This window comes from Marinobacter bryozoorum (assembly GCF_023156245.1).
Classification (GTDB): domain Bacteria; phylum Pseudomonadota; class Gammaproteobacteria; order Pseudomonadales; family Oleiphilaceae; genus Marinobacter; species Marinobacter bryozoorum.
This window is the reverse complement of record NZ_JAKZAH010000028.1, coordinates 15,706-36,881: the sequence shown is the minus strand read 5'-3', so window position 1 is coordinate 36,881 and position 21,176 is coordinate 15,706. Positions and strand designations below refer to the sequence as shown.

The following is a 21,176-nucleotide window of genomic DNA, read 5'->3' as shown; positions in this document are numbered from 1 at the left end:
CTGGAGGCCATCGTCGCTTGCGACGATTTGCGGGCATCGGTTTGTATTGTTGGACGAGCGATCAACCGATATTTCGGCCCTTGCCTTTCCAGTGCTGCTCCTTGATCTTGAATTTCAGCAACTTGCCAGCGCCGGACATGGGCATCTCGGTCCGTACCTCAAAGCTGCGGGGACACTTGTAGCCGGCAATGTGTTCCTTGCAGAAGGCAATAACATCAGCCTCATCCAGCTGGTGGCCGTCCCGCAGGACAATGGCCGCATGCACCCGTTCACCCCACTTCTCGTCGGGTACGCCGATGACGGCGCACTGGGATACGGCAGGGTGTTGCAGCAATACATCTTCCACTTCCACAGAATAGACATTCTCACCACCAGTGACGATCATGTCCTTTATGCGGTCCACCAGGAACAGGTAGCCGTCATCGCTCATGTACCCGGCATCGCCCGTATGCATCCAGCCATCGCGGATGGCTTCGCGGGTCTGTTCTTCCTTGTTCCAGTAGCCCTGCATGACCATGGGTCCACGGGCACAGATCTCACCGACCTGGCCCCGTTCCACTTCGTTATCCATCGGATCGACGATACGGATCTCGGCAATATGGGTGGGGTTCCCGGCGGACATCAGCTTGTCATGCTGGTCCGGATCGGCATGCACGTCCGGCAACAACATGGTGACCGTTGGGGAAAGCTCGGTCATACCGTACATCTGCAGGAAATCCGCATTGGGCAGCTTGGTCATCGCCCGCTTGAGCAGGGCGCTGTCCATGGGCGAGGCGCCGTAAATGAGACAGCGCAGGGAGCTGGTGTCATGCTTGTCGAAGTCTGGATGGTCCAGCACCGCCCGCAGCATGGTGGGCACCAGGAAGGTTTCCAGTACAGTTTCCCGTTCGATGGCCTCGATCACCGGCAGCGGCTCGAAGCGGGGCAGGATGACGTGGGTGCCGCCGCGAATGGCCAGCTGCACGATCAGGCCAATGCCCGCCACATGGAAGAAGGGCGCCGAGTGAAGGCCCACAATGCGGTCGCGGCGGCAGGCCGGGATGACCGTGCTCAGGGCACTCAGGTACAGGTTGCCGTGGCTGAGCATGACACCCTTGGGCTTGCCCGTGGTGCCACCGGTATAGAGGATCCCGGCCAGGTCCTTGTCACCACGACCGGCATCCGGCACCGGGCTGGCCCCTGCCATCAGGCTTTCCAGGTCTTCACAACCCTCCGGCGCTGCCCCCTCTCCCATATAGACTACCGTCTTGAGGGCAGAGGATTTCGCCTTGACCGTCTCGATTAACGGGGCGAACTCGTCATCCACGAACAGAATCTGCGTGTCGCAGTCATCCAGGGAGTAGGCAATCTCCGGGGCGCTCCACCGAATGTTGACGGTATTGAACACACCGCCACCCCAGAGTGAGGCGAAGACCGTCTCCATATAGCGGTCTGAATTGAGTCCGAGGATACCTACCCGGTCACCTTCGCCCATGCCGATCTGCTGCAATACACCCGCGAGGCGAGCCACACGGTCGGTGAGCTGGGCCCAGGTCTGGCGGCGGTTTCCGAATACCACCGCCTCGTCATTGGGGTATTCACGAACGGCCTTATGGAGAAATTGCGTCAGGTACATGGGTGAGCTCTCTTGCTGTTTTTGTAAAGTGCTGGAACGGTTGGAGTGATAGTGCCAAGAGGGAACGCAAACCGGCGTCGTCGGTACAGACGAAATTGGGATGGCAATCAGGTAAGGACAGGCAAAAAAAGGGTTGGGGAGCAATGCTTCCCCTTCTGTCAGAGAAGGGGAAGCACGGATGATGGTGTGTTACTGGCCGTACTGGCTTACATCCACTTTCGAGTAGATCTCTTCCCAGTAAAGGTCCGCACCGACAACGCCGTACCGTTCTTCATAGCGCTCGACGAGATCAGGGTTAACGCTTGTTCGGGCCCAGGTAGCCGAACAGGAACGCCCCCACCTTGCGCTTCTGGATTTCCTCGGAGCCTTCGGTAATCCGGTAACGGCGGTGATGACGATAGATGTGCTCGAAGGGCTTGTGACGGGAGTAGCCAATGCCGCCATGGACCTGCATGGCCTGGTCTGCCGCCTCGCAGCACAGGCGGTTGGCCCAGTAGTTACACATGGCCACCTTGTCGGAAATCTGCTTGGCCACTTCCGGCTTGGACATCTGGTCCATTTCCCAGGCCGTTTTGCGGATCAGCAGGCGCAGCATCTCCACCTGGGTGGCCAGTTCCACCATGGGGAACTGGATACCCTGGTTACGGGCCAGTTCCTGGCCGAACGGTTTGCGTTCACGGGCGTATTTCACGCTCTCACTGATGCAGTAGTCCGCCGCGCCCAGGCTTGAGGCCGCCTGGCGGATCCGGTTTTCATGGACAAAGTGCTGGGCAATGGCCAGGCCACCGTCCATGGGACCAAAGACAGCAGAATCGGGAACCCAGACGTTGGTGAAACTGACCCGGGGGTGGTCGGTGGGCATATTGAAGGTCCACAGGTACTCTTCCACCTTCACTCCGTCAGCATCGGAGGGCACGATCAGAGCTGTAATACCCTTGGCATCACCATCCTTGCCACTGGTGCGCACAAAGGTGACACAGTGGGTGGCGGTGTGCATGCCGGTGGTCCACATCTTCTCGCCGTTGATCAGCCAGCCATCAACTCCGTCCCGCTTTTCCGGTACCGCGCGGGTTTCCATATGGGTCGCGTCGGAGCCATGATCCGGCTCAGTGAGGCCAAACGCCAGCTGATACTTCTCATTGAGCATGTTATCCACAAACTCGGCGTACTGCTCCTTTGTACCGAAGTCGCGGAACAGCAAGACAAAGGGATTGTTGGCGACAATGGAGTGCTCGTTCTGAAGGTCGTTGTGCAGGCCAAGGCCCCTGGCCGCCAGGTGTTCACGGATCACTGTCATGGCCAGGTTAGAACCGTCCTTGCCACCGAACTCCGCCGGCAGGGGGAACCGCAGGTGGCCAGCCTCATCGGCTACGTGCCTGGCCTCTTTCAGCAGGGCTTCCCACTCCTTGCGGGGCAGGCCACCGCCTTCAAAGTCGGTGCGCGCCCATTCCCGGCGGTGATCGAAGAAACGGATATTGTCGTCTTTTTCTTCCAGCGGCTTGATCTTGTCTTCGATGAAGCGATCCAGCTCGGCCAGGTAGTCAGTCAGTTCTTGTGGCAGGTTGAAATCCATCAGAGTTCTCCAGGGGTGTCAGACATAAACAGGGTTACAAATGGGGATGCTGCGCTGGCGGCGCGTCACGAAACGCGGTCCATTGCTCGCGGGCGCGCTGGTAACCTGAGTATTTCGGCTGATCCACGGCCACCTTGGCCAGGGTGGTCAACCACAGGTAATCGCGCAGGCGGGGGTCGTCGGGGGTCAGGTTGCCTGCGGCGATCAGTCGACAGAGTTCCGCAGTCTGACCGGCGATGGTGCCCTTCTTGCCGGTCAACTGTGTCAGCAGTTCCCGTTCTTCATGGGCGCCATCCCTGCCAGCTTGCTCCAGGTAGCGGCGAACCATACCGAGCACATTGGCGGACACCCGTGCCCGGAAGCCCCCGGCCGCGTCCATCTGCGGCATCACTTCATCTTTCAAAAAAGCCTCTACAGAGGCCAGCAAGGCCGTGTTTTCCGGTAAATCCTGCATTGGCAAGCTCCGTTCAGGAATTCAGGGGAACCAGCTCACGGAGCAGGTCCACCTCGGTTTCTGATGCCCGCCGCCCGATGGCGCCCCTTTCCGGCGAGGTGTCATGGCCGGCGACGAACGAGGCGGCCATGCCCTGGCACATAATGCCCCAACGCAGGGTTCCCAGGATTTCCCAGAAGCGCACACGCTGCGGGTCAGGTCGTTGGCCGCTGGCAGCCTCGTAGCCATCAAACAGCTGCTCACGGGTACCAAAGCCACCCACTGGCAGGTCAATGTTACCGAACCGCCAGGAGTTCACACACAGCCAGCCAAGGTCAGCCATGGGGTCGCCGAGGAATGCCAGCTCCCAGTCCAGCACTGACGCCAGGCCGCTTTCATCCACCATCAGGTTGCCGTGACGGAAGTCGCCATGAACCAGGGTCAGTGTTTCCGGAGTGTCTGGCAGGTTGTCCCTCAGCCAGCGAAAAGCCAGTTCAAAGATCGGCCGCGGCTCACCATAACCCTGGTATTCCCGGTAAAGGTTTTCGACCATGTCACGGGGGGTCAGCGATGCAAGGAAATCCAGGTCACCTACCGGCAGCCGGTGGATGTCCGCCAGGACTTCACCACATTGACGGGCCAGTTTCTGCCGGGCGCCGGCGTACGACTGCCCTTTCAGAACCTTTGGTGGCAGCGTTTCGCCCTCCACCCGGGCCATCAGGTAGCCGCTTCCCAGGCCGTCACCCGGCTGCAGGGTTTCGTGGACCCGGGGTACCGGCACACCGCCCTCCCCGGCCCGGCGAACCAGGCGCGCCTCATCTTCCAGCCGCATTACGTTTTCAGCGTCCTGATTCCAGCTGCTCGCCTGGCGCAGAATCATGGGAAACCGCTCCGTGTCTGTCACCGCGTCCAGCGACCACATCTGCTGGTTGGCACCACCAGTGAGCCGGCTCAGGTTCTCGACACGGGCGCCAGGGTGCAGCCGCTGCACGACCCCGGTGAGCTGCTTTGCCATATCAGATTCAGGGGCAGGTGCTTGCAGATCAGTAGCGGATTCGGCCATGGTTTGGTTACTCCTGCATTAACGATGGAAAACAGGCTGTCAGGGCCGTAAACCGGTCACTTGCCCTTGTTCTTGAAGCGGGCAATAGCCTCTCGGGACTCCTCGCTTTGCAGGCAGCGCTTCTGCACGATGGCTTCCGCCTGGAAGATCTCATCGTAGGAAGCCGTAGCCGCCTTGCGCAGTAGTGCCTTGGCTTCCGCCGTTGCAGTGGCCGAGCGTTCACACAGGGTTGCCGCGATATCGGCTGCAGCCTGTTCCGCCTCGGCCTGGGGCACCACAGTTCGGGCGAGGCCCAGTGCCATGCATTCCTGGGCGCTGATACTGCCCCCCTCGGTAATCAGGGCGAAAGCCCGGTGATAACCCAGGGTCTGGAACAGCAGCCAGGTGGCCCCGCCGTCCGGCACCAGGCCGATATGGCTGAATGCCATGTAAATCCGCGACTCCTCTGCCATGACCACCTGGTCACAACTCATCAGAATCGACGCACCAACCCCGGCTGCAACGCCTGGCGCCACGCCGATTACCGGCTTTGGCATGGTCTGGATCGCATCCAGGATCGGCTTGTAGGATTCCAGCAGCTGCTGGGTGACATCGGACTTGTCCGGGGAGTTTTCCTCCATCAGGTCCGCACCGGCACAAAAAGCACGGCCATTGGCGGCCAGCACCACGACCTTGATAGCCGCATCACCGGCGGCCTGTCGCAGGGCAGCCGCCAGGTCTCGACGCAGGTCCTCGTTTACGGCATTGAGGGAATCGGGGCGATTCATATGGATCCAGGCGACGGCATCACGGGTCTGGTATTCAACGGCGGTGTAGTTGGTCATTGCAGGTTCTCCTTGTTTTTCTACATCCTCGGCCCGAAGGGCTTCGGGAGCATCGTCTGAACCGACGAATCCGGGTGCAGCGGTGTTTTCGTCGCAACGGACGATGCCCCGGGAGCCCGGTCGCGTCAGGGTGTCATGATCAGAACAACCACAAGAGGACTGGTACGATGAGCAACTCCCCGACACGTAACGTGCAACAACTGTTCGACCTGAATGGCCGCACAGCACTGGTGACCGGCGGCTCCCGCGGGCTTGGCCTGCAGATGGCCCATGCCCTGGGCGAAGCCGGTGCAAAGTTGGTAATAAGCTCCCGCAAGGAGGCCGATCTGAACGAAGCGGCCGACGAATTGCGCGCTGCCGGCCACGATGTCACCCCGGTGGTCGCCAACCTGGCCAGCGAGGATGATGTTGTCGCCCTGGCCGACCAGGCGATCGCGACCCTGGGCCATATAGATGTTCTGGTGAACAACGCCGGCGCCACCTGGGGCGCCCCCGCCGAGGACTATCCCATGGACGGCTGGGACAAGGTGATGACCCTAAACGTGCGCAACCTGTTCCTGCTGACCCGGGAAGTGGCGAAGAAGAGCATGATTCCCCGCAAGTACGGCCGCGTCATCAATATCGCCTCCAACGCCGCCATTGGCGGCAACCGCGACCTGATGACCGCGATCGGTTACAACACCAGCAAGGGTGCGGTGGTGACCTTCACCCGTGCGCTGGCCGCGGAATGGGGCATTCACGGCATTACCGTCAACGCCATCGGCCCGGGCTATTTCCCGAGCAAGATGTCGAAGGGCCTGAAGGACCAGCATGGCGATGAAGGCCTGATCCGCAACGTCCCCCTTCGCCAGACCGGCGACGACGAGGCCCTCAAGGGCGCCACCGTCATGTTCGCCTCCGACGCCGGCAAACACACCACCGGCCAGGTTCTCTACATCGACGGCGGCTGTTCCGCCATGATTGCCGGATAAGGAGCTTCCATGAGTCAGTTTGAAACCATTACCCTCGACGTCGAGGACGGCATTGCTACCATCACCCTCAACCGGCCCGACCGGATGAACGCGTTCACCTTGACCATGATGGACGAGATCATTGCCGCCTTTGACCAGACCGATGCCGACGACAACGTGCGTGCGGTGATCGTCACCGGTGCTGGCAAGGCCTTCTGCGCCGGGGCGGACCTCTCCGGCGGCGCGGACACCTTCGACTACGAAGAACAGAAAGGAAACGCACCGGACCCGCTGGCCAACGGCATTACCCGGGACGGTGGCGGCATGGTGTCACTGCGCATCTTCCGCAGTCTGAAGCCGGTGATCGGCGCCATCAACGGTGCGGCAGTCGGCGTAGGGGCTACCATGTCGCTGGCCATGGACATTCGCCTGGCCTCGGAAAAGGCCCGTTATGGCTTCGTCTTCGCCCGCCGGGGCATAGTACCGGAGGCAGCTTCGTCCTGGTTTATCTCCCGGGCCGTCGGACTGTCCACCGCGCTGAACTGGTGCATGAGCGGACGACTGGTCAGCGCCGATGAACTGGAAAGACGCGGCCTGGTGGAGTCCGTCCATGCGCCGGAAGACCTCTACCCTGCCGCCGTCGCCATCGCCCGTGAAATCGCAGACAACACCGCCCCGGTATCCGTTGCCATGACCCGCCAGATGCTGTGGCGTATGGCGGGCGCCAGCCACCCCATGGAAGCCCACCAGCTGGACAGCCGCGCGGTCCAGGCCCGTGGTGCATCAGCGGATGCCAAGGAAGGTGTGGCGTCGTTCCTGGAGAAACGGCCAGCCGAGTACCCCAACAAGGTATCCAGCGACATGCCGGCGTTTTTTGACTGGCAGGGGGAGCCGGAGTTTCGCTAACAAACCGTGACTATGGGGCGCTTCGGTGGTGGGGAGGTCTTTCAGAGCAGGGGCAGGGATGCCCCGGAAGCGTTGGGGTGGCAGGACGCCCCTCCGACGCGGCGGCGAAAGACCTCCCCGGCGCCGGAGCGTCTTGCACCCAGGTCTGAATCTCGATTGGGAAATCCTGATAACAAAGCGAGAACGCAAAAAAACCGGAGTACCCACTATAGGCCTCCGGTGACAGTATGGTGGCTGTCTATCGCCTCCGCTCGAGGTTCGCTCGCTTTACAGGAGAAGACTCATGGCACGGAACTCAGGGCTCATCTGACACCCTGACCATCAGCTTGCCGTCGTTACCGCCGGTAAACAGCAGTGAAAGACCATCCAGGGCATTATCCAGGCCCTCGACCACATGGTTCTTCCACTTCAGCTGATCCTTGCTGACCCACTCGGTCAGGGCCTCCAGGGCTTCGGGGAACCGCTTCTGATAGTCAATCACGATAAAGCCCTTCACCGTCAGGCGCTTCATCAGCACCCGACCGAAGTCCTTCGGACCGGGCATTACGCCCTCATCGTTATAACGGGAAATCATGCCGCACAGGGATAGCCGGCCATTGAGATTCAGGCGGTTGTAGATGGCATCCATGATGTCGCCACCCACATTCTCGAACTGGATATCCACACCGTCCGGACACAGCCGGTCCAGCGCCGCCGGCACATCCTCGTTGCGGTAATCAATGGCACCGTCAAAACCCAGCTCGTCGGTCAGCCAGCGGCATTTTTCGGGACCACCGGCAATACCGACGACCCGACAACCTTTCAGCTTGCCAATCTGACCAACAATGGAGCCCACGGCACCGGCAGCGGCGGACACCACCAGGGTCTCACCCGGCTGGGGATTACCGATATCCAGCAGGCCAAAATAGGCAGTGATCCCGGTGGAACCCAGCACCGACATATAGGCCGACAGGGGAATACCCGGATGCCGGTCCACCGGCCGCACCATCTTGCCATCGGCGACAGTGAAAGCCTCCCAGCCACCGATGACCGGTTTGACAATATCCCCGGCCTTGAAACGATCGGATCGGGACTCCTCCACCACACCGAGGGTACCGCCACGCATGACGTCACCCACCTGGACCGGCGGCAGGTATTGCTCGCGGTCGCTCATCCAGAGACGGTGGGTAGGATCCAGTGACAGATAGATATTACGAATAAGGACCTGACCGTCCTCAAGATCCGGAACCGGCTGGGTAACCAGTTCCAGGTGCTCAGCGGTAATGTCCGCTTCCGGGCGCTTGCGCAGCACCCAACGCTGGTTCTGACGCTTCTCGGTCATGGGAGCATCCTGTTGTTCTTGTATGTGATAACAGTTTGCGCCCTATGCACTATCCGGACATCGTCCGTTACGACGAATATGGACTTCGTTCTCCCTGAACAGTGGCGTATCCAGGCCACTGGAAACTCTGGGGCGTCACGGTGGTGGGGAGGTCTTTCAGAGCAGGGGCATGGATGCCCCGGAAGCGTTGGGGTGGCAGGACGCCCCTCCAACGCGGCGGCGAAAGACCTCCCCAGCGCCGGGACGCCTTGCACCGCCATCGCCCCCTCTCTCAAGTCTGCACTACAGGTTCCGCCTCCGGCCCGGAAGGCGGCGGCGACTTCCGGTTGCGGCGCTGCAGTGACCAGATCCGCAACTGCCCCACCACCCCGGCGGGGAAGAAGTACACACTGAGCACAAACAGCACACCAAACCAGAGTAGCCAGTGGTCCTTACCCAGCAGGTTTTCCACCACTGGAATGCCGGCGGTGTACTGACCGACCCAGCCCAGCAGGTCCTGCAGGTAGTTCTGGGCCAGGATGAACAACGTGCTCCCCACGATGGCGCCATACAGCGTACCCATTCCCCCGATAACGCACATCAGCAGGATGAACACCATCAGCTCGAAATTCAGGGTGTTCTCCGGGTTCACATATCGGTTGATCAGCGCAAACCCGGCACCCGCCAGGGTTGCCACCAGGGCGGACAGAATCACCACCGCGGTACGGTACACCACCGTACGATAGCCCAGCGCCTCCGCACGGAACTCGTTCTCCCGGATCGCCTGCAATACCCGGCCAAACGGCGAATTCACCAGACGCAGCAGGAACAGGAATACCCCGGTTGCCATGGCCACCAGCACGTAGTACATCACGTTGCGGCCGTTAAAGCGCACCTCGAAGGTGGCCTCCTGCCACACCTGCCCGATATTCCAGGGCTGGGTCAGCAATCCCTTCAGCAAGGTGGGAACATCGATACCGGGCAACGAATTCTCAAAGGGCCGGAACGCTGGCCCCAGCTCACGGGGAACCCGTACCCGCATGCCATCCTCACCGCCGGTGATGTTGTATAGCTGGGTGACCAGGCTGAGGAAGGCAAAGGCCACGGCCAGCGTCACCAGGGCAAAGAAGATGGCCTTGACCCGCAGGGACAACAGCCCCAGCAGCAGAGACAGCACAAAGCTGACCGCCAGGGCGCCAATAATGCCCACCAGTACAGCCCCGAAGGTATTGCCCATGCCGTCTACCGCCATGGCGACACCATAGGCACCGATGCCGAAGAACATGGTGTGCGCAAAGGACACAATGTGGGTGTACCCCAGCATCAGGTCATAGGCTGCCACCACCATGATGAACACACAGATCATGCCAAGCGTGGTAAACGCCCGGATACCGTCAAACAGGAAGGGCCCGAGCGCCAGGCTCACCACGATGACCAACAGCAGCGCCGTAAGGGTTTTGCTGCGGGGGAAGTCTTCCGACAGAATTCGACTTAACATCTTTGCTTCTCCCTAAACCTTGATCACCGGGATCAGCCCCTGGGGCCGCCACATAAGTACCCCTACCATCAGCCCGACCGTAGCCACCGCCGCCAGCCGGGGCTCGACAAAGCCGATGTAGAGGTTGATCAGCCCCACCAGCAGGGCACCATAGAAACAGCCGCGGATGGAACCGAGACCGCCGAGGATGATCACCACGATCACCGAGATCATCATTTCATCCCCCATATGGGGCGTGAGCAGCTCCTTGTACATGCCCCACATGACGCCGCCGAGACCCGCCAGCGCCGACCCCGCAATAAACACACCCAGGAACAGCAGGTGAATCCGGTAGCCCTGGACTTCCACCATCTCCCGGCTTTCCACGCCGGCGCGGATCAGGATGCCGATGCGGGTACGGTCAATCACCCACAGCATGCCGGCGTAGATCGCCAGCCCCAGCACTACGGCCACCAGCCGGTACTTCTCCAGCACGATGCCACCTATCAGGGGCAGCGCCTCCGGTACCAGGAAGGCGCCACTGAGGGCTTCCGGCCGGGTTACCGGAATCTCATTGGGCCCCCAGATCACCTCGATCAGCTGCATCAGGATGATCGAGCCGCCAACGGTGACGAGGATCTGCTTCAGGTGATCGCCATACACCGGCTTGATCACCAGCTTCTCGAACACCAACCCCACCACGCCGGCAATAAACGCAGCAAACAGGAGCGCGGGTATTATGGCTACCAGGTTGATGAGGAAGGATGGGGAACTGGCAAAGCCGTCCAGCCAGAAGGCCAGCACCGTGCCCCCGGCAAAGGCGCCGAGCGAGATAAAGGCCCCATGGGCCAGGTTCAGCACGCTCATCAGGCCAAAGGTCAGGGTCATACCGGACGCCATCAGAAACAGGATGGCACCCATGGCTACCCCGCTGATGGTCAATACCAGCCAGGTCTGAAAGTCGATAACGACTATCGATGCCAGCAGCATAATGGCCAGCAGGAACAGATGGGCCCGATGATCTCGCTGATCCCTCAGCCACTCAATGGGACTGCGGCGTTCCCGCTCGCTACCGGACCCGGTGTCGGACATCGGCATGGCAGTGGTCTCCTCAGTCATTGGTGTGCTCCCAGCCCAAGGCCCAGCAGGTCCTGCTGGAGCTCGTCGTTCTCCGCCAGCTCGGCCATGGTGCCGGCATGCACCACAGCACCGTCGTTCATCACGGCCACGGTCTGGCCCAGTCGGCGGGAGAAGTTGAAATTCTGCTCCACCAGCAGGATGCTCACCTGCTGCTCTTTGAGCTGTTCAAACGCATCCGCCAGGTCATTGATAATCGCCGGTGCGAGGCCCTTGGTGGGCTCGTCCACCAGCAACAGGTCCCGCGGTTCGATCACCGCCCGGGCAATGGCCAGCATCTGCTTCTGGCCGCCGGAAAGGGTACCGGCCGGCTTGTCCCAGAACTTCTTCAGGGGCGGGAACAGGTCGAATATCCATTGCAGCCGCGCCTCATCCATAGGGCCGCTGACGGCAGCAAGAACCAGGTTCTCCCGCACGGTCAGCAGGCCGAAAATGCCCATGCTCTCCGGCACGAAAGCGATACCCGCCCGGGCAATTTTCGGGGTTGGCCAGCGGCTGATGTCCTGGCCCTGGTAGGTCACGGTGCCACCGGTCAGGGTGGTCAGACCCATAATGGTCCGCAAAGTGGTGCTCTTGCCGGCGCCATTGCGGCCCAGCAGAACCGTGAGCTCACCTTTGGGCACCACCAGGTCAACACCGTGGAGAATATGGTACTGGTCGATGTCCGCCTTCACGCCGGACAGTTTCAGGATAGGTTCAGCCATGGGCCACCTCCGGCTGCTGATCCGGTGAGGCACCGAGGTAGGCTTCCTGCACGACGGGAGAAGCAATCACCTCCGCCGGCTCGCCATCGGCGACCAGCTCACCGTTATGCAGCACAACGATGCGATCGGAGAGCGACCGCACCACGTCCATCTTGTGCTCTACCAGCAGGATGACCTTGTCCTGCTGCTTCTTGATATCGGCGATCAGGTCGAGAATGACCGGCACTTCGTCGACGCTCATACCCGCTGTTGGTTCGTCGAACATGAACACTTCCGGCTCCAGGGCGAGCATCAGGGCCACTTCCAGCTTGCGCTGATCACCGTGGGGCAGGCCCGATACCAGGTAGCCAGCACGGTTAGCCAGGTTGACCCGGGTCAGGTAGTCCATGGCCCGGTCCGTCAGGTCCCGGCGGTGGCTGGCCATCTGCCAGAACACGTGACCGATATGGTGACGGGCGGCGACGGCCAGGCGTACATTTTCCAGCGCCGTCAGGTTGGGAAACAGGTTGGTCAGCTGAAATGCACGCCCCAGGCCCTTGTCGGCCCGGCGTGCTGCCGTCAGCCCGGTCAGGTCCTCGCCATTGAGGAGGACCTGGCCTGCGGTGGCCTTCAGCTGCCCGGAAATCAGGTTGAACCAGGTGGTCTTGCCGGCGCCATTGGGACCGACAATGGAGGTCAGGGTCCCCTTGTGGAACTGGCAGGAGACCCGGTTGACCGCCACGTGCCCACCAAAATTGATGGTGAGATCACGGGTTTCAAGCACCGCTTGTTCGGATGACATGAACAACTCCGGCTGTCTGCTCTTCATTGTGTGGCCCCCGGGGATCCGGGGGCATTCCAGGAGGGAATCGTTCAGTTACGGACCGGGATGTCCATTTCACTGCGATCGATAATACGGATCAGCTTGGGCACGCCCGCTTCGACGGTGCGACCTGCAAACCAGTCATCACGCTCTTCCACTTCGATCTCGAAGTGATACATGTCCTGCATGGCCTGGTGGTCCTCGGCACGGATCTCCATTTCACCCTTCGGGGTCTGGAAGGTCAGCCCTTCAAAGGCGGCGATCAGATCCTCCGTGTCGGTGGAGCCGCCAGCCTCGCGGATGGCCTCGGTAATGGCCATGGCCTGGGCAAAGCCCTGGGCGGTGAAGAAATCCGGTGCTGCGTTGTGGCGATCAAAGTGCTGCTCCACAAACCAGTCGTTGATCTCGTTATCCGGTGATTCGAAGTAGTAAAAGCCGGCACCCTGCATGCCCGGGAAGTCCGAGTATCCAACCAGGGCCGCCAGGATATTGCCCCCGGTCGCCAGTTTGATGCCGAAACGGCTCGGGTCCAGGTCCTGGATACGGCCCAGCGGGTTGGAGGAGCCTGCCCAGATGGCAAAGATATACTTGCCCTTGTCACAGTCACTGCGGTCCTTCAGGGAGTCGAACAGGCGCTGTGCCGCAGCGGTGAAGTCGGTAGCATCCGTGGGCAGGTATTCCTCGTGGACAATCTTGCCGCCCTGGCCTTCCATCGCTTCCTTATAGGCGGAGACACCGTCGCGGCCAAAGGCGTAGTCCTGGGCGATGGTGGACACACAAACCCCGGGCTCACCCAGGGCAACCGCGTTGGAGACGGCGTCCTGGGACGAGTTACGGCCTACACGGAATACGTAGCGGTTCCACTCGGCACCGGTGATGGCATCCGCCACGCCTTCCGGCATGATTATGCGCTCGTAGTCCTGGGCCAGCGGCAAGGTCGCCAGGGCAACGCCGGAAGACACCGGCCCCACTACGATGTGGGCGTCATCCTCGGCATAGGCTTCCTCCACCAGCGCGCGGGCCCGGGCCGGGTCCAGCTGGGTATCCTTGCGGGAGATCTCGATCTGACGCCCCTCTATCTTCATGGTGCCGTCGGTGGCGTACTCGAAACCCATGTTCAGGCCGATATCCAGCTGCTCGGCGTAGGGCGCCAGCGGGCCGGTGAAACCGGTGACGTGGGCAATGCGGATGGAGTCGGCGGCCTGGACGGAAACCGCCCCCATGGAAATGGCGGCTGCAAGCATGATGCGCTTCATAACACTATCCCCTGTTCTTGTTGTCGGGCTTTGCTGTTAGTCGGGCGGTGAACCTGTCGGACACCACGCCTTTTGTCATTGCTCGGGATAAAATATGACAACTGATTCAGGTTTTATCAAGCGGAAAGTACAGGTTTTTGTCTATCAATCACCCAGAAATCGATAGAAACAAACTAGCAAATAGCCTGAAAGCCGCCATTGAAGCAGGATATCCGCCTTGACAGCCCTATGGCACCTTTCTAAATTAGTTGACGACCGATTCATGTTTCGTGATGATAATTCATCAGAAAAGTCATCCCTTTTACCAGGGTGGACACGATTCGGTCTTGCCACCGACGCGAAAGGAACCGGCTGATGAGTACAACAACACAAGCACCGCAGCCCCCGGGCGCACCCAAAACGGCCCGGGGTGCGCGCACCCGGGCAAAGATACTGGTAGCCGCGGAAGATACCTTCGGCAGCCTTGGCTATCACCGCGCCGGCGTGACGGACATTACCAGGGCCGCCGGGGTCGCCCAGGGCACCTTTTACACCTACTTCACCAGCAAGGAAGAAATCCTGCGGGAGCTGGTGATGGACCTGGGGCACAAGCTGCGTGCCCACCTGGCCGCCCAGGTGATCGGCTCCGGTGACCGACTGGAAGCGGAAGAACAGGGCCTGCGCGCTTTCCTCCAGTACCTGGCTGACCACCCTTCCCTTTACCGGGTTCTGCAGGAGGCCCAGTTCGTGGACGAAGCCATCTACCAGGAGTACTACGAGACCTTTGCCCGGGGTTACACCGACATGCTTAATGCTGCCGCCCGCAAGGGCGAGATCCGCGCAGGCAACAACCAGCACCGGGCCTGGGCCCTGATGGGCATGTCCCATTTCCTGGGGCTGAAGTACGCCCTGTGGGACCAGCGCGCGAAGCAGGGTGACGGCGCCTTCGACCCCATCGTGGAAACCATCTCGGACCTGTTCCATAACGGCCTGGCACTGAACGGGAGAGACAGGGGATGAGCGAGAATCGCTACCAGCACGTTATCTACCGGGTAGAGAACGGCATTGGCAGACTGACGTTGAATCGCCCTGAACGGCACAACGCCCTGGTACCTGAACTGCTCGAAGACCTGGGCCGCGCCCTCGGCCAGTGCCGACAGGATTTGCCGGATGTACTGGTGATTGATGCGGCCGGCAAATCCTTCTCCACCGGTGGCGACGTGGCCGGTTTCTACGATACGCCAAGAGCGGAACGGCACACCTACGCCAGTACCGTGGTAGGCACGCTCAACCAGGTGATCTGCCAGCTGCTGGAGCTGCCAGTCCCTACTATTACCGCAGTACACGGCATGGTCACCGGTGGCTCCATCGGGCTGGTGCTCGCCAGCGACATCGTGGTGGCAGGGCCCAGGGCCAGCTTCGCGCCCTGGTACACCGTCGTAGGGTACAGCCCGGATGGCGGCTGGACCGCCCTGTTCCCGGAACGGATAGGCCGGGGGCGGGCCCTGGACGTGCAGCTCACCAACCGCACCATTACCCGCGACGATGCCCTGAACTGGGGACTGGCCCAATACGGGACCGCAGCCGGGGAAGAACTGGCCACGGCGCTATCCCTGGCAACCACCCTGAGCGGTCACAGGAAAGGAAGCATTGCCCGCACCCTGCGGCTGAACCGGCCCGATCCGCAACATACCGCCGTCGCACTGGAGCGGGAGCGACAGGAATTCCTCGAACAGATCACCACCGATGAGGCCGATCGCGGTATGGCCGCATTTCTCGGGAGGAGCGCATGAACTGGTTTGACCTGGCGGGCCACCGGGCCCGCGTGACCCCCGACCGCCTGGCCTTGGAAGACCTGGCGTCGGGATCCTCGTATAACTACCGGCAGCTCAACGAACAGGCTGCAAGGTTTGCAGCAGCCGCCCGTGGCACCTGGGGCCTGGGTGAAGGCGACCGCATTGCCTTCCTGGGCCACAGCCGGGCAGAGTTCTTTGTCATGCTCTTTGGCTGTGCCAAGGCCGGCCTTGTGCTGGTCCCCCTGAACTGGCGCCTGGCCCAGCCCGAGCTTGAGCAGTTGATGGAGGACTGTACGCCGAAAGCGCTGATCTTCGGCGAGGAATTCACCGACAGTGCTCAAGAACTCAAGGCATCCGGCCACGCCGAGGTACTGTTAGACCTTGATGGCAAGGCGGAAGCTTGCCGCCACTATGACACAGACCTTGCGGAAGCCACCCCGGAGCTCACACCACACCCCGACCGGGACCCGGACACACCCTGGTATCTGCTCTACACCTCCGGAACCACTGGCCGCCCCAAGGGGGTGATCCAGACCTTCCGCATGATGATGAGCAACTACCTGAACATTGGCCTGGCGGTGGACCTGACGGGACAGGACACGCTGCTCAATGTGCTGCCCCTGTTCCATACCGCCGGCATCAACCTGTACTCGTCCGCCGTGTTCCTTGCCGGAGGCACGGTGCTGGTGGCCAGGACTTTCGAACCCGACCAGGCCATGGACGTACTGGAGAACCGCGCCACTATCTTCTTCGGCGTACCGGCGGTGTACCAGGCCATCCTGGAACACCCCGCGTTCAGCGGTGACCGGTTGCGCAATGTCCGCTCCTGGGGCTGTGGTGGCGCCCCGCTGGCCTTGCCGGTGGCCCGCCGGTTCGTCGAACAGGGTATCCGCGTGCGTACCGGTATGGGCATGACCGAAACCGGCCCCACTGTCTTCCTTCTGGACGAGGACGATGTGCTGGACAAGATCGGCTCGGTGGGGCGCCCGCAACTGCTCACGGAAGTGCGCATCGTCGGCACTGACGGCAAGGACGTTGCTCAGGGAGAGTCCGGCGAACTGCTGATCCGTGGGCCCAACGTCACCCCCGGCTACTGGAACCGTCCGGATGCAACAGCCGATGCCATCGAACCGGACGGCTGGCTCCACAGCGGTGACGTTGCCCGCTGCGATGAGGACGGCTGCTACTACATCGTCGACCGCTGGAAAGACATGTTCATTTCCGGCGGCGAGAACGTCTATCCCGCCGAGGTAGAGCGGGTCCTGGCGGAACACCCTGAGGTCAGCGAAGTGGCTGTGGTGGGCGTTGCGGACGAAAAGTGGGGCGAGGTCGGCAAGGCCTTCCTGTGCCTCCGACCCGACAGCGAGGAACCGGACCCTGCCACCCTCAATGCCTGGTGCCGCGAGCGCCTGGCCGGTTACAAGGTGCCCAGGTATTTCCAGGTGGTGGATGAGCTGCCGCGCAACGCGCTGGGCAAGGTTACCAAGCAGGTACTCAGACAGGACTGAACCATGAGTGATGCCAATATCCCCTGTGAGCAGAATTTCATGCTGACCCAGGACGATTTCGACCAGTTCGCCAGGCTCAGCGGTGACCACAACCCGATCCATGTGGACCCGGAGTTCTCCGCCCGCACCAGCTTTGGCCGCACGGTATCCCACGGCATGTTGCTGTTCAGCGTTGTCCGCAGCCTGTTAGCCCAGACCTGGCCGGGATCGACGCTCAACCGCCAGAACCTGATGTTCCCCTCCCCCGCCTACGCCGGAGAAGCGCTGGAGTTGGTAGTGGAGCAACAAAGCGCTGAGGGAAACCGCCTGGTACTGAAAACCACCATCACCCGAGCAGACGGAGAAACCTGCCTGACCGGCGAGTGCGAACTGACCTTGCCCGAAAAGGAGGCATCATGAACCTGGAGCGCTTTGATGCCCTGAAGGAAGGAGAGTCCGCCAAGCTGAACCGGACCTTCACCGCGGAAGATGTCCGGGAATGGTGCGAGCTTTGCCAGCTCGACCAGGACTGGCCGGGCGTGCCTGAACCACTGATTGCCGGTCTGTTCTCATGCCTGCTGGGGGAAGACCTGCCCGGCCACGGCACCAACTACCTGAAGCAGGCCATGACCTTTCACACCGCCGCCGACACCGGTGAGCCCCTGCAGGCCAGCGTGACCGTCAGCCGCCTGCGGCGGGACAAGGCGCTGGTGAACCTGACAACTGTCTGTACCGGCCGTGATGGCCGCCTGATCTGTGAAGGCGAAGCGCTGGTCCTGTTCCAGCACTGAGTCTGCCCGCACCGGAGCAACCTGATGACTGATGTACATCCCAACCTGCGCGCCTGGCTTGACCAGCTCAATCCCATGGTCGCCGAACAAAAAGCCCGCGGCGTGGAAGCCACCCCCCAGATGGTCCGGGACAGCCTGGCCGGTCTGACGACGACCTTTGTCACGACCCGGCCAGAGTTGCCCCTGGTCCGTGACGTCAAGGCTGAGACACCCGAGGGTTCGGTGCCGGTGTGGCTTTACCACCCACAACCGGATACGGCCAGGCCGGTCATGCTGTTCTTTCATGGTGGTGGTCATATGGCCGGGAGCGTGGAGGTCTACGATCCCATTGCCCGGAAACTGGCCGGGGCCACCAACATGGTCGTACTGTCGGTTGACTACCGGCTGGCGCCGGAAACGCCCTACCCTGGCGGACTCAACGACTGCCTGAATGTTACCCGCCAGGTATGGGCGTTACTGGAACGCGAAGGCGTGCGGTTCGAACGCCAGCTGGTACTTGCCGGCGATTCCGGCGGCGCCACCTACGCGGCCACCGTCAGCCACCAGCTGGCCGGCGACAGGGACCTCAACCTGACCCACCAGGTGCTTATCTACCCGAGCCTGGACTACACCATGGACCACCCATCCATTACCGGGCATGGTGACGGTTACCTGCTGGAGGAACCCCGTATTCGCTGGTACTTCGACCATTACTTCGCCAACGGCGAAGACCGCAGGGCGGCCTCGCCGCTGCACATGCCGGTACCTGAAGGCATGCCTGCCACACTGGTCATCACCGCCGGTTACTGTCCCCTGCACGATGAAGGTGTGGCCTATGCTCGCAAGCTTGAGGGTGCCGGTGTGGAGTGTCAGCTGAAAGACTACGCCGACATGATCCATGCCTATCTCAACCTTGAGAACCTTGTGCCTGAGGCGTGTTCCGATACTTATAACTTGATCGGTGAGTTTGTTGGTCAGTAGCACCAGGCCCTCAGGGTTCGTATGTAGCTCCGCGCCGGGGGTGTTCTTTCGCCGCCGCGTCGGAGGGGCGTCCTGCCACCCCAACGCTTCCGCGACATCCCTGTCGCTGCTCTGAAAGAACACCCCCACCGCGGAGCCCAGGCTCTGGAGATGGACCTCTTGCACCCCACCAGAATAAAAAAAGGCCAGACCGGAAACCGCGGCCTGGCCTTCGTTTTACATCGCAGGACTGGCTAAGCTACTTCCCCAGACCCGGCAGGAACAGAATGATATCCGGGAAGGTCATCAGCAGGAACAGCACGAACAGGTCCATGATGAGGAACCAGAAGATCCCCCGGAACACCTGCGCCGTGGTGACCAGCTTGCCCACCACACTCTTGATCACGAACACGTTCATGCCTATGGGCGGCGTGATCATGCCGATTTCAAGCAGCTTGGTCAGCACCACACCGAACCACAGCAAGCTCAGGCCCAGGTTGTCGATGATCGGCAGTACGATCGGCAGCGTCAGCAGCATGGCACCAAGGGGCTCAAGGAACATGCCCAGCATGACGTAGACCAGCACGATGGCCAGCAGGATAACCACGGTGGAAGCATCCAGGCCGATAATCCAGTCGGACAGGAAGTCACCGGCTCCGGAGAGCGCCAGGAAGCGGGTCAGCAGGCTGGCACCCACCGCGATGATGATCAGCGCACTGGTGGTCAACAAGGTCTCCAGGATGGCATCCCGGAACCGCTGCCAGGTCAGGCTACCCTTGATCGCCGCCACCACCAGTGACAGGAAGGCACCCACGGCACCAGCCTCGGTCGGGGTAAAGATGCCACCAAACAGGCCACCGAAGATACCGACCATGATCAGGATGACCGGCCAGGTATCCTTCAGCGCCCAGAGCTTGTCGGAAAACGGAATATGCTCGTTGGTGTCCGGCGCCAGCTCCGGGTTCAGTTTCACCCGCACCAGTACCACGGTGATGTAACCGATGGCGGTGAGGATACCGGCAGAGATGCCCCCCAGGAACAGCCCGGTGATGGACTCCTGGGCGATGATGCCATACAGGATCATCAGGATGGACGGCGGAATCAGCGCGCCGATGGTGCCCGCCACCGCCACGGTACCGGTAGCCAGTTCCGGGTTATAGCGATACTTCACCATCTCCGGCACCGCAATACGGCCCATGGCCGCCGAACAAGCCACCGAGGAGCCAGACACCGCCGCAAAGCCGGCGGAACCGAAGATAGCAGCAATTGCCAGTCCCCCGGGGACCCCGGACAGCCACATGCGCGCAGCCCGGAACATACCCTGGGTCAACTGGGTGTGATAACAGACAAAACCCAAAAGGAGGAACATGGGTACCGAGCTGAGCACCCAGTTGGCGGCGAACTGATAGGGAATAATGCCAATGGAGCCCCAGGCCACATTGAAGCCCATCAGATACCACAGGCCACCGAACGATACACCAACCAGCGTGACACCGATGGGTATGCGCAGTGCAATCAGGAAAACGATCAGGCCAAGACCGGTGAGGCCAATCTGTACGTCACTCATTGTTGTTGTCTCTCGTCAGTCCAGGTCGAGTTCGTCGGCTTTTGCGCGCTCTGTGTCCAGGCCGCTATCGCCGGGCAGGAAGCTGTTGATCAGCTTGTACAGCACCACCAGGGTCATCAGCCCGGCACCGAGGGGCAGCATGTAGTAAGTCACCCAGATGGAAATATCCGAGTTGCCCTGAACGATAGAAGCGCCCATGGAGTACTTCTTCTGGGCCTCGCCGAAGGTGCGCACCGCCAGGAAGCCGAACACGGTCATCGAACACAGCATGGCGAAGCGTTCCAGGTTGTGTCGCAGCCACGCCGGCATATGCTCGGTGATCACCTCAACGGAGATGTGCGCGTCCTTCTGCTCGGCGAATGCCAGCGGAATGAAGGCCGCGATGGACATGTAGTAGTAGGAAACGATGGTAATGGTGCCCGGAATGGGCGTGTTGAAGAAGTAACGCCCCACCACGTCGAAGGTGATGTGGAACATCATCAGGGCGATGGCAAGGCCGCCGATGATAGAAATCACGTTGGTTATCTTGGACAGAAATCGACCGATTGCATACATAGTGCAACCTCCTCACCCCTCA

Annotated in this window: 21 protein-coding genes; 8 read left to right on the top strand and 13 right to left on the bottom strand. The window is 61.2% G+C overall.

Annotated features, from left to right (window positions below; genetic code table 11):
* Window positions 1-61: 61 nt before the first annotated feature.
* The 5 genes from MLC59_RS14170 to MLC59_RS14150 form a co-directional block, all read right to left on the bottom strand.
* Window positions 62-1,615, bottom strand: coding sequence for a long-chain-fatty-acid--CoA ligase (locus tag MLC59_RS14170; protein WP_248235295.1), 1,554 nt, complete (start codon window positions 1,613-1,615; stop codon window positions 62-64).
* Between the two features lie 295 nt (window positions 1,616-1,910).
* Window positions 1,911-3,188 (bottom strand): acyl-CoA dehydrogenase family protein, encoded by a 1,278-nt coding sequence (locus MLC59_RS14165; RefSeq protein ID WP_248235292.1) that lies wholly within the window; start codon window positions 3,186-3,188, stop codon window positions 1,911-1,913.
* A gap of 34 nt (window positions 3,189-3,222) precedes the next feature.
* Window positions 3,223-3,642: a DUF6285 domain-containing protein gene (locus MLC59_RS14160; protein WP_248235291.1), complete on the bottom strand. Its 420-nt coding sequence runs from the start codon at window positions 3,640-3,642 to the stop codon at window positions 3,223-3,225.
* Window positions 3,643-3,655: 13 nt separating this feature from the next.
* Entirely contained in the window at window positions 3,656-4,684 is a 1,029-nt protein-coding gene (locus tag MLC59_RS14155; RefSeq protein WP_248235290.1) for a phosphotransferase family protein, read from the bottom strand.
* A 56-nt stretch (window positions 4,685-4,740) separates the two neighbouring features.
* Window positions 4,741-5,508: an enoyl-CoA hydratase/isomerase family protein gene (locus tag MLC59_RS14150; protein WP_248235289.1), complete on the bottom strand. Its 768-nt coding sequence runs from the start codon at window positions 5,506-5,508 to the stop codon at window positions 4,741-4,743.
* Window positions 5,509-5,675: 167 nt separating this feature from the next.
* On the opposite strand from MLC59_RS14150, the gene MLC59_RS14145 reads away from it, so the two are divergent.
* Both MLC59_RS14145 and MLC59_RS14140 read left to right on the top strand, forming a co-directional pair.
* Entirely contained in the window at window positions 5,676-6,479 is an 804-nt protein-coding gene (locus MLC59_RS14145; RefSeq protein ID WP_248235288.1) for an SDR family oxidoreductase, read from the top strand.
* Window positions 6,480-6,488: 9 nt separating this feature from the next.
* A complete protein-coding gene (locus tag MLC59_RS14140) occupies window positions 6,489-7,364 on the top strand; it encodes a crotonase/enoyl-CoA hydratase family protein (RefSeq protein ID WP_248235287.1) in 876 nt (291 codons plus the stop codon).
* A gap of 295 nt (window positions 7,365-7,659) precedes the next feature.
* Here MLC59_RS14140 and MLC59_RS14135 read toward each other — a convergent pair whose 3' ends face one another.
* The 6 genes from MLC59_RS14135 to MLC59_RS14110 form a co-directional block, all read right to left on the bottom strand.
* Entirely contained in the window at window positions 7,660-8,685 is a 1,026-nt protein-coding gene (locus MLC59_RS14135) for an NADP-dependent oxidoreductase (protein WP_248235285.1), read from the bottom strand.
* Window positions 8,686-8,956: 271 nt separating this feature from the next.
* The gene (locus MLC59_RS14130; RefSeq protein ID WP_248235283.1) at window positions 8,957-10,162 is read right to left on the bottom strand and encodes a branched-chain amino acid ABC transporter permease; all 1,206 of its coding nucleotides are present in this window, start codon (window positions 10,160-10,162) and stop codon (window positions 8,957-8,959) included.
* Between the two features lie 12 nt (window positions 10,163-10,174).
* On the bottom strand, window positions 10,175-11,260 hold the full coding sequence (locus tag MLC59_RS14125; RefSeq protein WP_248235281.1) for a branched-chain amino acid ABC transporter permease: 1,086 nt from the start codon (window positions 11,258-11,260) through the stop codon (window positions 10,175-10,177).
* Window positions 11,257-11,982 (bottom strand): ABC transporter ATP-binding protein, encoded by a 726-nt coding sequence (locus MLC59_RS14120; RefSeq protein WP_248235280.1) that lies wholly within the window; start codon window positions 11,980-11,982, stop codon window positions 11,257-11,259. Before MLC59_RS14120 ends, MLC59_RS14125 begins: the two co-directional genes overlap by 4 nt.
* Window positions 11,975-12,763: an ABC transporter ATP-binding protein gene (locus tag MLC59_RS14115; RefSeq protein ID WP_248235279.1), complete on the bottom strand. Its 789-nt coding sequence runs from the start codon at window positions 12,761-12,763 to the stop codon at window positions 11,975-11,977. Before MLC59_RS14115 ends, MLC59_RS14120 begins: the two co-directional genes overlap by 8 nt.
* A 71-nt stretch (window positions 12,764-12,834) precedes the next feature.
* A complete protein-coding gene (locus tag MLC59_RS14110) occupies window positions 12,835-14,040 on the bottom strand; it encodes a substrate-binding domain-containing protein (protein WP_248235277.1) in 1,206 nt (401 codons plus the stop codon).
* 354 nt (window positions 14,041-14,394) lie between these two features.
* On the opposite strand from MLC59_RS14110, the gene MLC59_RS14105 reads away from it, so the two are divergent.
* From MLC59_RS14105 to MLC59_RS14080, 6 genes are read left to right on the top strand one after another with little or no spacing between them, the layout of a single operon-like run.
* Window positions 14,395-15,039, top strand: coding sequence for a TetR/AcrR family transcriptional regulator (locus tag MLC59_RS14105; RefSeq protein ID WP_248235275.1), 645 nt, complete (start codon window positions 14,395-14,397; stop codon window positions 15,037-15,039).
* On the top strand, window positions 15,036-15,812 hold the full coding sequence (locus MLC59_RS14100; protein ID WP_248235274.1) for an enoyl-CoA hydratase/isomerase family protein: 777 nt from the start codon (window positions 15,036-15,038) through the stop codon (window positions 15,810-15,812). Before MLC59_RS14105 ends, MLC59_RS14100 begins: the two co-directional genes overlap by 4 nt.
* Complete coding sequence (locus MLC59_RS14095) at window positions 15,809-17,323, top strand: acyl-CoA synthetase (RefSeq protein WP_248235272.1); 1,515 nt, start codon at window positions 15,809-15,811, stop codon at window positions 17,321-17,323. Before MLC59_RS14100 ends, MLC59_RS14095 begins: the two co-directional genes overlap by 4 nt.
* 3 nt (window positions 17,324-17,326) lie before the next feature.
* Window positions 17,327-17,722, top strand: a complete 396-nt coding sequence (locus MLC59_RS14090; protein ID WP_248235270.1) for a MaoC/PaaZ C-terminal domain-containing protein — start codon at window positions 17,327-17,329, stop codon at window positions 17,720-17,722.
* Window positions 17,719-18,093: a hotdog family protein gene (locus MLC59_RS14085; protein WP_248235269.1), complete on the top strand. Its 375-nt coding sequence runs from the start codon at window positions 17,719-17,721 to the stop codon at window positions 18,091-18,093. Before MLC59_RS14090 ends, MLC59_RS14085 begins: the two co-directional genes overlap by 4 nt.
* A 24-nt stretch (window positions 18,094-18,117) precedes the next feature.
* Entirely contained in the window at window positions 18,118-19,053 is a 936-nt protein-coding gene (locus tag MLC59_RS14080) for an alpha/beta hydrolase (RefSeq protein WP_248235268.1), read from the top strand.
* A 238-nt stretch (window positions 19,054-19,291) separates the two neighbouring features.
* Here the strand turns inward: MLC59_RS14080 and MLC59_RS14075 are convergent, their stop codons facing one another.
* On the bottom strand, window positions 19,292-20,599 hold the full coding sequence (locus tag MLC59_RS14075) for a TRAP transporter large permease (protein ID WP_248235265.1): 1,308 nt from the start codon (window positions 20,597-20,599) through the stop codon (window positions 19,292-19,294).
* Window positions 20,600-20,614: 15 nt separating this feature from the next.
* A complete protein-coding gene (locus tag MLC59_RS14070; RefSeq protein WP_248235264.1) occupies window positions 20,615-21,154 on the bottom strand; it encodes a TRAP transporter small permease in 540 nt (179 codons plus the stop codon).
* Window positions 21,155-21,176 lie beyond the last annotated feature (22 nt).

Excerpts from the sequence above, each read along its gene's own strand:
- MLC59_RS14170 (WP_248235295.1), bottom strand. The coding sequence starts at position 1,615 with ATGTACCTGACGCAATTTCTCCATAAGGCCGTTCGTGAATACCCCAAT.
- MLC59_RS14165 (WP_248235292.1), bottom strand. The coding sequence starts at position 3,188 with ATGGATTTCAACCTGCCACAAGAACTGACTGACTACCTGGCCGAGCTG.
- MLC59_RS14160 (WP_248235291.1), bottom strand. The coding sequence starts at position 3,642 with ATGCAGGATTTACCGGAAAACACGGCCTTGCTGGCCTCTGTAGAGGCT.
- MLC59_RS14155 (WP_248235290.1), bottom strand. The coding sequence starts at position 4,684 with ATGGCCGAATCCGCTACTGATCTGCAAGCACCTGCCCCTGAATCTGAT.
- MLC59_RS14150 (WP_248235289.1), bottom strand. The coding sequence starts at position 5,508 with ATGACCAACTACACCGCCGTTGAATACCAGACCCGTGATGCCGTCGCC.
- MLC59_RS14145 (WP_248235288.1), top strand. The coding sequence starts at position 5,676 with ATGAGCAACTCCCCGACACGTAACGTGCAACAACTGTTCGACCTGAAT.
- MLC59_RS14140 (WP_248235287.1), top strand. The coding sequence starts at position 6,489 with ATGAGTCAGTTTGAAACCATTACCCTCGACGTCGAGGACGGCATTGCT.
- MLC59_RS14135 (WP_248235285.1), bottom strand. The coding sequence starts at position 8,685 with ATGACCGAGAAGCGTCAGAACCAGCGTTGGGTGCTGCGCAAGCGCCCG.
- MLC59_RS14130 (WP_248235283.1), bottom strand. The coding sequence starts at position 10,162 with ATGTTAAGTCGAATTCTGTCGGAAGACTTCCCCCGCAGCAAAACCCTT.
- MLC59_RS14125 (WP_248235281.1), bottom strand. The coding sequence starts at position 11,260 with ATGACTGAGGAGACCACTGCCATGCCGATGTCCGACACCGGGTCCGGT.
- MLC59_RS14120 (WP_248235280.1), bottom strand. The coding sequence starts at position 11,982 with ATGGCTGAACCTATCCTGAAACTGTCCGGCGTGAAGGCGGACATCGAC.
- MLC59_RS14115 (WP_248235279.1), bottom strand. The coding sequence starts at position 12,763 with ATGTCATCCGAACAAGCGGTGCTTGAAACCCGTGATCTCACCATCAAT.
- MLC59_RS14110 (WP_248235277.1), bottom strand. The coding sequence starts at position 14,040 with ATGAAGCGCATCATGCTTGCAGCCGCCATTTCCATGGGGGCGGTTTCC.
- MLC59_RS14105 (WP_248235275.1), top strand. The coding sequence starts at position 14,395 with ATGAGTACAACAACACAAGCACCGCAGCCCCCGGGCGCACCCAAAACG.
- MLC59_RS14100 (WP_248235274.1), top strand. The coding sequence starts at position 15,036 with ATGAGCGAGAATCGCTACCAGCACGTTATCTACCGGGTAGAGAACGGC.
- MLC59_RS14095 (WP_248235272.1), top strand. The coding sequence starts at position 15,809 with ATGAACTGGTTTGACCTGGCGGGCCACCGGGCCCGCGTGACCCCCGAC.
- MLC59_RS14090 (WP_248235270.1), top strand. The coding sequence starts at position 17,327 with ATGAGTGATGCCAATATCCCCTGTGAGCAGAATTTCATGCTGACCCAG.
- MLC59_RS14085 (WP_248235269.1), top strand. The coding sequence starts at position 17,719 with ATGAACCTGGAGCGCTTTGATGCCCTGAAGGAAGGAGAGTCCGCCAAG.
- MLC59_RS14080 (WP_248235268.1), top strand. The coding sequence starts at position 18,118 with ATGACTGATGTACATCCCAACCTGCGCGCCTGGCTTGACCAGCTCAAT.
- MLC59_RS14075 (WP_248235265.1), bottom strand. The coding sequence starts at position 20,599 with ATGAGTGACGTACAGATTGGCCTCACCGGTCTTGGCCTGATCGTTTTC.
- MLC59_RS14070 (WP_248235264.1), bottom strand. The coding sequence starts at position 21,154 with ATGTATGCAATCGGTCGATTTCTGTCCAAGATAACCAACGTGATTTCT.